This is a genomic window from Bacillus sp. CH_70 (assembly GCF_038007045.1).
Classification (GTDB): domain Bacteria; phylum Bacillota; class Bacilli; order Bacillales; family Bacillaceae_G; genus Bacillus_A; species Bacillus_A cereus.
The window spans coordinates 106,015-116,727 of the sequence record NZ_JBBOWL010000001.1 but is presented as its reverse complement, the minus strand read 5'-3'; the positions used below and the strand labels follow the sequence as shown (position 1 = coordinate 116,727).

Below are 10,713 nucleotides of genomic sequence, written 5' to 3'. Positions count from 1 at the left end.
GGGGCCTACCTCCCTTTTAGTCTACAGGTTATCCCAATTATTCCTTAGTTGTCTCAACTTCGACATTCAATTTATCTGCTGATTGATGATCATCGTCATCTTCTGTATCACGCATTTCAATTTCTGTATCGTCGCTAGACATCATTTTAACGTCCATACCTAAACTTTGCAGCTCTTTAATCAATACTTTGAATGATTCAGGAACGCCTGGTTCTGGAACATTTTCGCCTTTAACAATTGCTTCATACGTCTTAACACGTCCAACAACATCATCAGACTTCACTGTTAAGATTTCTTGAAGAGTATAAGCAGCACCGTAAGCTTCAAGTGCCCAAACCTCCATCTCACCGAAACGCTGTCCACCGAACTGAGCTTTACCTCCAAGAGGTTGCTGCGTTACAAGTGAGTATGGTCCAGTAGAACGAGCATGAAGTTTATCGTCAACCATGTGCGCAAGTTTGATCATATACATGACACCAACAGATACGCGGTTATCGAATGGTTCACCAGTACGTCCGTCATACAGGATTGTTTTCGCGTCATTTGCCATACCAGCTTCTTCAATTGTGCCCCAAACATCTTCCTCACGAGCACCATCGAATACTGGTGTTGCAATGTGAATGCCCAGGTATCTTGCTGCCATACCAAGATGAAGCTCTAATACCTGACCGATATTCATACGAGATGGTACCCCTAATGGGTTTAACATGATATCGATTGGCGTACCGTCTGGTAAGTAAGGCATATCTTCTTCTGGTAAAATACGAGAAATAACACCTTTGTTACCGTGACGTCCGGCCATCTTGTCACCTTCAGAAATTTTACGTTTTTGAACGATATATGCACGTACAAGTTGATTCACGCCTGGTGGCAATTCATCGCCATCTTCACGGTTGAATACTTTTACGTCTAAGATAATACCGCCACCACCGTGTGGTACACGTAGTGATGTATCACGTACTTCACGCGCTTTTTCTCCAAAGATAGCATGTAATAGACGTTCTTCAGCTGTTAATTCTGTTACACCTTTAGGTGTTACTTTACCAACAAGTAAATCTCCATCTTTTACTTCAGCACCAACGCGAATGATACCGCGCTCGTCAAGGTTACGTAATGCGTCTTCCCCAACGTTTGGAATGTCACGTGTAATTTCTTCTGGTCCAAGCTTCGTATCACGAGCTTCTGATTCATATTCTTCAATATGAATAGAAGTGTACACATCATCTTTTACAAGGCGCTCACTCATGATGATCGCATCCTCGTAGTTATAACCGTCCCAAGTCATGAAGCCAACAAGCACGTTACGTCCAAGTGCTAGTTCACCTAATTCCATAGAAGGACCATCCGCAAGGATTTCACCTTTTACAACTTCATTTCCAACACTTACGATTGGACGTTGGTTGTAACAAGTTCCTTGGTTAGAACGAATGAATTTTTGCATTTTGTAGCGATCTAAGTCGCCTTTTACTGTTTGACCGTCAACTTCTACATAGCGACGTACCCAAACTTCACGTGCTTCTACGCGCTCAACAACACCAGGATGTTTACAGATTACTGCAGCACCTGAGTCTTTTGCTGATACGTACTCCATACCTGTACCTACAATCGGAGATTCCGGATTCATTAACGGAACCGCCTGACGTTGCATGTTCGCTCCCATAAGTGCGCGGTTAGAGTCATCGTTTTCTAAGAACGGAATACAAGCTGTCGCTGCCGACACTACTTGTTTTGGAGATACATCCATGTAGTCGATGCGTTCTCTATTTGTGACAATGTTTTCACCACGGAAACGAGCTACGATATCTTCACTTAGGAATTCACCTTCATCAGATAATTTCATATTCGCTTGGGCTACAACATAGTTATCTTCTTCATCTGCTGTTAAATAATCAACATGCCCTGTTACAAGACCAGTTTCTGGGTCAACACGACGATATGGTGTTTCAATGAAACCAAACTCATTTACTTTCGCGAACGAAGATAATGAGTTAATCAAACCGATGTTTGGTCCCTCTGGTGTTTCAATCGGACACATACGACCGTAGTGGGAGTAATGAACGTCACGTACTTCAAAGCCTGCGCGCTCACGCGTTAAACCACCAGGTCCTAATGCAGATAGTCTTCGTTTGTGAGTTAACTCTGCTAATGGATTTGTTTGGTCCATGAACTGAGATAACTGAGAACTTCCGAAGAACTCTTTAATAGATGCAATAACAGGACGAATATTAATTAGCGCCTGTGGTGTAATTGCATTTGTATCTTGGATCGACATTCTCTCACGAACAACACGTTCCATACGAGAAAGACCGATACGGAATTGATTTTGTAATAGTTCTCCAACAGAACGCAGACGACGGTTTCCTAAATGGTCAATATCATCTGTATCCCCTACTTTGTATAGTAGGTTGAAGAAGTAACTGATAGAAGCAAGGATATCACCTGGTGTGATGTGTTTCACATCACGAGTAATATTTGCATTGCCAATTACATTAATTACACGTTCGCCTTCCGACTCAGGAGCATAAATCTTAATAGATTGCAGCTCAACATCGCCTTCTACCACTCCACCCATTGGTTTCGCTGTTTTGAATCCAATGTTTTTCTCTAAGTAAGGTAAAATGCGATCAAGTGTACGACGATCTAAGATTGTTCCTTCCGCCGCTAAAATTTCACCAGTTTCTGGATCCACTAATGTTTCAGCTAAACGTTGATTAAACAATCTGTTTTTAATGTGTAACTTCTTGTTGATCTTATAGCGACCTACATTTGCTAAATCGTAGCGCTTTGGATCGAAGAAACGAGACACAAGTAAGCTCTTAGCATTTTCTACTGTTGGTGGTTCACCAGGACGTAGACGCTCATAAATTTCAAGCAATGCTTTTTCTGTACTATCTGTGTTGTCTTTTTCTAATGTGTTGCTTAAGTATTCGTTATCACCTAAAAGCTCGGTGATTTCTTGATCAGAGCCAAACCCTAATGCGCGTAACAAAACAGTTACAGGAAGTTTACGCGTACGGTCAATACGCACATATACAACATCCTTAGCATCTGTCTCATACTCTAACCAAGCTCCGCGGTTTGGAATTACAGTAGCAGTAAAACCACGTTTTCCGTTTTTATCCACTTTGCCACTATAGTATACGCTTGGAGAGCGAACTAACTGGGAAACGATAACACGTTCTGCACCGTTAATTACGAATGTTCCAGTCTCTGTCATGAGTGGGAAATCTCCCATGAACACATCTTGTTCTTTTACTTCACCAGTTTCCTTGTTGATTAGACGCACTTTTACACGAAGTGGTGCTGCATACGTCACATCACGCTCTTTGCATTCGTCTACAGAGTATTTAGGTTCACCTAAGCTGTAGTCGATAAATTCAAGCGATAGATTTCCCGTAAAGTCTTCAATCGGAGAAATGTCTTGGAACATTTCTCGCAAACCCTCATCAAGAAACCACTGATAAGAAGAGGTTTGAATTTCGATAAGATTTGGTAACTCTAATACTTCACTAATACGGGCATAACTTCTTCGTTGGCGGTGGCGTCCGTATTGAACTAGTTGACCTGTCAACTGCTTCACCCCTCAAATCATGAGTATTATAAATGCACAAAAAAATTTGTGCAAAATCACAAATAAATACAACTACTGCTATTAGCGTAGTCTTTTTCTCTTAAAGATAAATACGTTGAGTCTTTCTACCTGCTCAAAAAAGAAAAATGGCTTCTATAAGAAAACCATCATTCTGTTTCATAATCTGCTGATTTTACTATCTTTTCCAAGAGAAACAAAAATATACATCTTTCTCAACGCAGAAAATCATATATTGGCATTGTATAATGTTAACATAGCCAAAAATAACCGTCAACGTTTTTTTGATTTTATGATATAATATCCTTTTTTCTTTTCTACAATCTCAACTTCAGAAAATACTTCTTCTAGTTTTTTCAGCGCAGATGGTGCACCTTGCTTCTTTTGAATAACAATCCAAAGTTCTCCACCTGGAACTAAATAATCCACAGCTTTTTCTAAAATCTCATGTACGATATCTTTACCCGCACGAATTGGAGGGTTAGATAGAATAGCAGCATACTCGCCATCTACATTTTCATAGACGCTACTTTGAAAAATACGTATATTCTCGATTCTGTTATTAGCGGCATTTTCTTTCGCAAGCCCAAGCGCCCTTTCATTCACATCCACCATGTGAACTTCACAACCTTGAAACTCTTTCGCTAACGACAAACCAATAGGACCGTATCCACAACCTACGTCTAATATATCACCTTTAATATCCGGCATTTGAAACGCTTCAATTAAAAGACGAGAACCAAAGTCCACCTCGTTTTTCGAAAACACCCCATGGTCAGATAAAAAAGTAAATTGAGATCCACGAAGTGGAAATTCCCATCGTTTACGATCACTTTTACTAGAAGGGTCGTTAGAAAAATAATGGTCTGCCATATGGCCACCTCTTTTCTTTACAGTTAAAAAAAAAGCTCGCATGAGAGCGAGCTTTTTTTAAAGCATCAAAAGTTAATTACTTAACTTCTACAGCAGCGCCAACTTCTTCAAGTTTAGCTTTCATTTCTTCAGCTTCCTCTTTAGAAACGCCTTCTTTGATTGCTTTTGGAGTGTTGTCAACTAATTCTTTAGCTTCTTTTAAGCCAAGACCAGTGATTTCACGTACAGCTTTGATAACTTTGATTTTTTGAGCGCCAGCACTTGCAAGTACTACGTCAAACTCAGTTTTTTCAGCAGCAGCTTCACCAGCGCCACCAGCTACAGCTACAGGAGCAGCAGCAGTTACGCCGAATTCTTCCTCGATAGCTTTTACTAAGTCGTTAAGTTCTAATACAGTCATAGATTTAACTGCTTCAATGATTTGTTCTTTAGTCATTGTAAATATCCTCCCTTAAATAGGTTTGTATTGTTTTATAGATAACAAGTAATTATCTTTTAAAAAATTAAGCGCCTTGCTCTTCCTTTTGTTCTGCAACTGCTTTAGTAGCAAGTGCAAGGTTACGGATTGGAGCTTGAAGAACGCTAAGAAGCATAGAAAGTAAGCCTTCACGTGATGGAAGAGTAGCGATTGCTTTAACCTCATCAAGTGTTACAAGTTTACCTTCGATTACGCCCGCTTTAATTTCTAAAGCTTCATGTTTTGTAGCGAAGTCGTTTAATACTTTCGCAGGAGCAACTACATCCTCGTTACTGAACGCGATTGCGTTTGGTCCTGTTAAGAATTCGTTTAACTCAGCCATTTCAGCAGATTCTGCAGCACGACGAGTTAGAGAGTTTTTGTAAACTTTGAACTCAACGCCAGCTTCACGTAATTGCTTACGTAATTCTGTTGCTTCAGAAACTGTTAAACCACGGTAGTCAACAACAATTGTAGATTTACTAGCACGAAGTTTGTCCGCGATTTCAGTTACAACTTGTTGTTTAGTTTCGATTACTTTGCTCATGTTATTACACCTCCTGTAGATTATATAGAAGATGTACCGAAAGTGCACTAAAAACCTCCATGCCCAACTTGTAGACATGGAGGCATATAGTCACAGAAAAAAATTCCGTTTCGTATATTAACACCTAGGTAGGAAATTAAGTCTATTGACACCTACTGTCTACGGTACACTATTTAAATTCACAACATAAATGATTATATTAAATCTTCTTTATGAAGTCAACTTCCAATTTTTACGCTAATGTAGAAACGTCTACGCGTACGCCAGGTCCCATTGTAGAAGCAACTGTTACGTTCTTCATGTAAGTACCTTTTGCAGCAGATGGCTTAACTTTTAATAAAGTGTCAGCGATTGTTTTGAAGTTTTCTACTAATTTAGCATCTTCGAAAGATACTTTACCGATTGGAACGTGGATGTTACCAGCTTTATCAACGCGGTATTCAACTTTACCAGCTTTGATTTCGTTAACAGCTTTAGTTACATCGAAAGTAACTGTTCCAGTTTTAGGGTTTGGCATTAAACCTTTAGGTCCTAATACGCGACCAAGTTTACCAACTTCACCCATCATGTCAGGAGTTGCTACTACTACATCGAAATCGAACCAACCTTGTTGGATTTTACCGATGTAATCAGTATCGCCTACGAAGTCAGCGCCAGCAGCTTCAGCTTCTTTAGCTTTTTCACCTTTAGCGAACACTAATACACGTTGTACTTTACCAGTACCGTGTGGAAGAACAACTGCACCACGGATTTGTTGGTCAGCTTTCTTAGGGTCAACACCTAAACGGAATGCAGCTTCTACAGTTGCATCAAATTTAGCTGTGTTTGTTTTCTTTACTAATTCTACTGCTTCTGTTGCAGAGTAAGCAGATGCACGATCAACAAGCTTTGCAGCTTCTACGTACTTTTTACCTCTTTTAGCCATTTTTATTTCCTCCTCGAATGTGGTTTTAGCGGAATAACCTCCCACGTTTACGCCTGTTTTCAGGTATAACCTGAGGATGAGCGCCATCCATTTATTTAAAAACAATAATCATTTACGATAATAAAGGTTGCGAATTGGAATTCCAGACCCGCAACCTTTTTTAAAAACAAATCGAATTAGTCTTCGATAACGATGCCCATACTGCGTGCAGTACCTTCAACCATACGCATTGCAGCTTCTACGCTAGCAGCGTTTAGGTCAGGCATTTTAGTTTCAGCGATTTCGCGTACTTTATCACGCTTAACAGTTGCCACTTTATTACGGTTTGGTTCACCAGAACCAGACTCAATACCAGCTACTTTCTTAAGAAGAACAGCAGCAGGAGGAGTTTTAGTAATGAAAGTGAATGAACGGTCCTCAAATACCGTAATTTCAACAGGGATGATAAGACCAGCTTGATCTGCTGTACGAGCGTTAAACTCTTTACAGAAGCCCATGATGTTAACACCTGCTTGTCCTAATGCTGGACCAACTGGTGGAGCTGGGTTAGCTTTACCTGCAGGAATTTGAAGCTTTACCATTTTAATTACCTTTTTAGCCACGAGACACACCTCCTTAAGTCCGTGATGTGGTCAATTGGACAGTGATTTGCCCTCCCACGTCATATTTTATCTGTAAGGATAAAATCTTTCAAAAAACGTCTCCGATAACGAAGACGTACTGACTTAAAAGATATTATCACTTTTTACAATTCATTTCAAGTTTCATTTTATAATTTTTCAATTTGATGGAAGTCAAGTTCAACTGGAGTCTCGCGACCAAACATGTCCACAAGTACGCTAACCTTTTTCTTCTCCACATCAATTTCTTCAATAGCACCTGTATAATCTGCGAATGGCCCCTCATTTACACGTACTGTCTCATGAAGTTCAAAGTCGAAATCAACCACTTCGTTGTCCATTCCCATATGTTTCATAATGGTAACAACTTCCTCTTCTAATAGAGGTGATGGTTTAGATCCAGAACCAGAAGAACCAACGAACCCAGTTACACCCGGCGTGTTACGTACAACATACCAAGAATCATCAGTCATGATTAATTCTACTAATACATAACCTGGGAACACTTTTCTTTTCATTAATTTTTCTTTTCCGTTTTTCATTTCTACTTCTACTTCTTCCGGGACAACAACACGGAAAATTTTATCTTGCATACCCATTGATTCTACACGCTTCTCTAGGTTTGCTTTTACTTTATTTTCATATCCAGAATAAGTATGGACAACATACCAACTTTTTTCCATTCATTTAGGACGAGCGTCCTTCCCTCCCTGACGTACATTTTTTTGCGCAAATGAAAAAACCCGTTCACCGGGCTTTTACACAGTTCTTATAAATAACATTATATCATGGATAAGTGCTTCTTATTCAAGAATTAACCAAGAATTAACCGAATTAAAGAAGAAATGCCCATATCAACTACTGCGAAGAAAATCGCAAAGAACACAACTGTAGCAACAACAGTCGCTGTTGAGCGGAGTAATTCATCTTTTTTAGGCCAACTTACTTTTTTCATTTCGCGACCTACATCGCCGAAAAAGTTCGTTAAACGCATCTGCGGGACCTCCAGTGTATTATTTCAATTATTTATTTTGTTTCCTTGTGAACTGTATGCTGATTGCATGTTTTACAAAACTTTTTTATTTCAAGTCGCTCTATTGAGCTCGTATCTTTCATAGTAGAGTAGTTTCGATTTTTACACTCTTCACATGAGAGTACAACTTTTTTCCTCATTAGTTACACCAACCTTGTAACATTATGTCCCTAAAAATGTATCATACAATAAAAGACAATGTCAATGACATGCATTTTGTACTGTCTACAAAAGAAAACAGGTGATTTATTTTACACCTGTTGCACTTGTTATTTGTTATGAATTTAAAGTTGTACTTTCTCGCATTTCCATATATCGTTCCAATTTCCTCTTCACCCGCTGTAAAGCGTTATCAATAGATTTCACATGTCTGTTTAACTGTTCTGAAATCTCTTGATAAGAACGCCCATCTAGATATAAAGAAAGTACTTTTCTTTCTAAATCGCTTAATAATTCTGATATTTTTGATTCTATGTCTGTATATTCTTCTTGGCTAATAATCATCTCTTCAGGATCAGTTACCTTCGCTTCAGAAATAACATCCAATAATGTTCGATCAGATTCCTCATCGTAAATCGGCTTATCTAAAGACACATACGAATTTAAGGGAATATGTTTTTGCCTTGTTGCCGTTTTAATAGCGGTAATAATTTGTCGAGTGATACACAGTTCAGCAAATGCTTTGAATGAAGACAGCTTGTCCTCTTTATAATCACGAATTGCTTTAAACAATCCTATCATACCTTCTTGAACAATATCTTCTCGATCGGCACCCACTAAAAAGTAAGATCTTGATTTCGCGCGAACAAAGTTCTTATATTTGTGAATTAAATATTCTAGAGCGTCAGTATTACCTTTTCGAACTAACTCAACGATTGCCTCATCCTCTAAATCACGAAATGTAACGTCGCCTACACTTACGAAGCCTGCTTCCACCTTGATCCCTCCGACCGCTATTTATTTAGCAATATTATACAGTAAAAAGACAAAGAGCGTCAATGCTTCAACGCTCTCCTCTTCTTAATTTTTCTAATTTTTCTGTAATATCTTTACTAAATATCTTTCGCATGGCGGGTTGCTGTTCTTTCGTGTCTTTTGTACGCCTTCTTACTTGTTGCTCCATTGCCTGTACTTCCAACTCTAATTCACGCGCAGATTTCCGAAGGGCACCTTGCGCAAATATAACCCATTGTTCCGTGTAATCAGAAGTCGCAACATATATTCGTGTATTTATATTTCTAAGCTCTATCGCAAGTTGCTCTATCTTTTCGTCTGCAGTTTGATTCTTTCGTGTGAATATTACTTCCACACGAGATTGTTTCATCTTTTTTTCAATACCATGTACTGTATAGGCATCAAAGACTATCATCACTTTTGTACCTGTATAACCTTGATAATCCGCCATCTTATCAATAAGTGCATCTCTTGATGATTGTAGATCTACATCCCGCAGTTTCTTCAAATCTCCCCAAGCTCCGATAATGTTGTAACCGTCAACGATTAAAATATCGTTCATCTTTTATTTACCAATTTCGTGACGTTTACGATATACCTCATACATTAACAAACTTGCGGCTACGGAAGCATTTAAGGATGTAACTTTACCAACCATCGGTAGAGTGATTAGGAAATCACACTTTTCACCAATAATACGACTCATACCTTTTCCTTCACTACCAATTACTAACCCAATTGGCATTTTACCATCTAAATTACGATAATCCGTTTTCCCTTTGGCATCTGTACCAGCAATCCAAAGTCCACGTTCTTTTAATTCATCAATTGTACGGGATAAGTTCGTTACGCGCGCAACAGGAATGTATTCAATCGCTCCTGTTGATGCTTTCGCAACTGACGCTGTAAGCCCCACAGCCCTTCTCTTTGGAATAATAATTCCATGAGCTCCTGTCGCATCAGCAGTACGCATAATAGAACCTAGGTTATGCGGATCTTCAATCTCATCTAAAATTAAGAAGAATGGATCTTCATTACGTTTTTCTGCCACTTTGAATAACTCTTCTAACTCCGCATACTGATATGCAGCTACTTGAGCAATTACACCTTGATGATTACCCTCAACTAATTGATCTAACTTTTTCTTTGGTGCATGTTGTAAAATAACCTTATTTTCTTTCGCTAACGCTAGTACAATCTGTACTTGTCCTTTGGCAGCACCTTCTGCGATCCAAATTTTATTTATATCTCTCCCTGATCGTAACGCCTCAATTACAGGGTTACGTCCGATAATATATTCACTACTCATGATGATGTGCCCCCTTCCTTTTCTTCTAAAACTGCAATTGCCTTATATACAATTTCGTCTAATCTTTCACGGTTATTTAATAAATGATGATAACCAATTAGCGCTTCAAAGGCTGTACTATGTCGATATGTTTGTACATCCGTATTTTTTGGAACTGTACCTGAATTTGCATTACGTCCTCTTCTTAATACCGCCTCTTCTTCCTCTGTCAAAAACGCCGTCTCTAATAAATGATAAACAACTTTCGCCTGTGCTTTTGCTGAAACAAAGCTCGTCCCTAATCGATGTAATTGATTAGGGCGAACTTTCCCTTTTTGAAGTAGGTGATAGCGGATATATTGTTCATATACCGCATCACCCATGTATGCTAACGCTAAGCTGTTTAATTGCTTTGCATCAATCATTC

13 protein-coding genes and 1 other annotated feature are annotated in these 10,713 nt (G+C 39.0%); all 13 genes read right to left on the bottom strand.

From position 1 onward, the window contains the following. Nucleotides 1–37 precede the first annotated feature (37 nt). Nucleotides 38–3,571 carry a DNA-directed RNA polymerase subunit beta gene (gene rpoB, locus N2V79_RS00610; RefSeq protein WP_000147553.1) on the bottom strand — a complete coding sequence of 1,178 codons (3,534 nt, stop codon included), beginning with the start codon at nucleotides 3,569–3,571 and terminating at the stop codon, nucleotides 38–40. A gap of 291 nt (nucleotides 3,572–3,862) precedes the next feature. After that, nucleotides 3,863–4,462 (bottom strand): class I SAM-dependent methyltransferase, encoded by a 600-nt coding sequence (locus N2V79_RS00605; RefSeq protein ID WP_064531899.1) that lies wholly within the window; start codon nucleotides 4,460–4,462, stop codon nucleotides 3,863–3,865. Between the two features lie 76 nt (nucleotides 4,463–4,538). Further along, nucleotides 4,539–4,898 carry a 50S ribosomal protein L7/L12 gene (rplL, locus tag N2V79_RS00600; RefSeq protein WP_000159737.1) on the bottom strand — a complete coding sequence of 120 codons (360 nt, stop codon included), beginning with the start codon at nucleotides 4,896–4,898 and terminating at the stop codon, nucleotides 4,539–4,541. Between the two features lie 67 nt (nucleotides 4,899–4,965). Beyond that, nucleotides 4,966–5,466 (bottom strand): 50S ribosomal protein L10, encoded by a 501-nt coding sequence (rplJ, locus tag N2V79_RS00595; protein ID WP_000048718.1) that lies wholly within the window; start codon nucleotides 5,464–5,466, stop codon nucleotides 4,966–4,968. Nucleotides 5,467–5,505: 39 nt separating this feature from the next. After that, nucleotides 5,506–5,649, bottom strand: a sequence feature (ribosomal protein L10 leader region). Between the two features lie 49 nt (nucleotides 5,650–5,698). Continuing rightward, on the bottom strand, nucleotides 5,699–6,391 hold the full coding sequence (rplA, locus tag N2V79_RS00590; protein ID WP_002094239.1) for a 50S ribosomal protein L1: 693 nt from the start codon (nucleotides 6,389–6,391) through the stop codon (nucleotides 5,699–5,701). A gap of 176 nt (nucleotides 6,392–6,567) precedes the next feature. Beyond that, nucleotides 6,568–6,993 (bottom strand): 50S ribosomal protein L11, encoded by a 426-nt coding sequence (gene rplK, locus N2V79_RS00585; protein WP_001085872.1) that lies wholly within the window; start codon nucleotides 6,991–6,993, stop codon nucleotides 6,568–6,570. A 167-nt stretch (nucleotides 6,994–7,160) separates the two neighbouring features. Further along, nucleotides 7,161–7,694 carry a transcription termination/antitermination protein NusG gene (gene nusG / locus N2V79_RS00580; RefSeq protein ID WP_000415794.1) on the bottom strand — a complete coding sequence of 178 codons (534 nt, stop codon included), beginning with the start codon at nucleotides 7,692–7,694 and terminating at the stop codon, nucleotides 7,161–7,163. A 131-nt stretch (nucleotides 7,695–7,825) separates the two neighbouring features. After that, entirely contained in the window at nucleotides 7,826–8,005 is a 180-nt protein-coding gene (gene secE / locus N2V79_RS00575; protein WP_001241323.1) for a preprotein translocase subunit SecE, read from the bottom strand. A 32-nt stretch (nucleotides 8,006–8,037) separates the two neighbouring features. Beyond that, nucleotides 8,038–8,184, bottom strand: a complete 147-nt coding sequence (rpmG, locus tag N2V79_RS00570) for a 50S ribosomal protein L33 (protein WP_014481927.1) — start codon at nucleotides 8,182–8,184, stop codon at nucleotides 8,038–8,040. Nucleotides 8,185–8,320: 136 nt separating this feature from the next. Next, nucleotides 8,321–8,980, bottom strand: a complete 660-nt coding sequence (locus tag N2V79_RS00565; RefSeq protein ID WP_000387198.1) for an RNA polymerase sporulation sigma factor SigH — start codon at nucleotides 8,978–8,980, stop codon at nucleotides 8,321–8,323. 67 nt (nucleotides 8,981–9,047) lie between these two features. Next, on the bottom strand, nucleotides 9,048–9,560 hold the full coding sequence (locus tag N2V79_RS00560) for an NYN domain-containing protein (RefSeq protein WP_000997887.1): 513 nt from the start codon (nucleotides 9,558–9,560) through the stop codon (nucleotides 9,048–9,050). Nucleotides 9,561–9,563: 3 nt separating this feature from the next. Beyond that, entirely contained in the window at nucleotides 9,564–10,307 is a 744-nt protein-coding gene (gene rlmB / locus N2V79_RS00555) for a 23S rRNA (guanosine(2251)-2'-O)-methyltransferase RlmB (RefSeq protein ID WP_000093765.1), read from the bottom strand. Beyond that, a complete protein-coding gene (locus N2V79_RS00550; protein WP_000564261.1) occupies nucleotides 10,304–10,711 on the bottom strand; it encodes a Mini-ribonuclease 3 in 408 nt (135 codons plus the stop codon). Before N2V79_RS00550 ends, rlmB begins: the two co-directional genes overlap by 4 nt. Nucleotides 10,712–10,713 lie beyond the last annotated feature (2 nt).

Coding starts and splice junctions, on each gene's coding strand:
- nusG (WP_000415794.1), bottom strand. CDS start 7,694: ATGGAAAAAAGTTGGTATGTTGTCCATACTTATTCTGGATATGAAAAT.
- rplL (WP_000159737.1), bottom strand. CDS start 4,898: ATGACTAAAGAACAAATCATTGAAGCAGTTAAATCTATGACTGTATTA.
- N2V79_RS00605 (WP_064531899.1), bottom strand. CDS start 4,462: ATGGCAGACCATTATTTTTCTAACGACCCTTCTAGTAAAAGTGATCGT.
- secE (WP_001241323.1), bottom strand. CDS start 8,005: ATGCGTTTAACGAACTTTTTCGGCGATGTAGGTCGCGAAATGAAAAAA.
- rplA (WP_002094239.1), bottom strand. CDS start 6,391: ATGGCTAAAAGAGGTAAAAAGTACGTAGAAGCTGCAAAGCTTGTTGAT.
- N2V79_RS00550 (WP_000564261.1), bottom strand. CDS start 10,711: ATGATTGATGCAAAGCAATTAAACAGCTTAGCGTTAGCATACATGGGT.
- rplJ (WP_000048718.1), bottom strand. CDS start 5,466: ATGAGCAAAGTAATCGAAACTAAACAACAAGTTGTAACTGAAATCGCG.
- rpmG (WP_014481927.1), bottom strand. CDS start 8,184: ATGAGGAAAAAAGTTGTACTCTCATGTGAAGAGTGTAAAAATCGAAAC.
- rlmB (WP_000093765.1), bottom strand. CDS start 10,307: ATGAGTAGTGAATATATTATCGGACGTAACCCTGTAATTGAGGCGTTA.
- N2V79_RS00560 (WP_000997887.1), bottom strand. CDS start 9,560: ATGAACGATATTTTAATCGTTGACGGTTACAACATTATCGGAGCTTGG.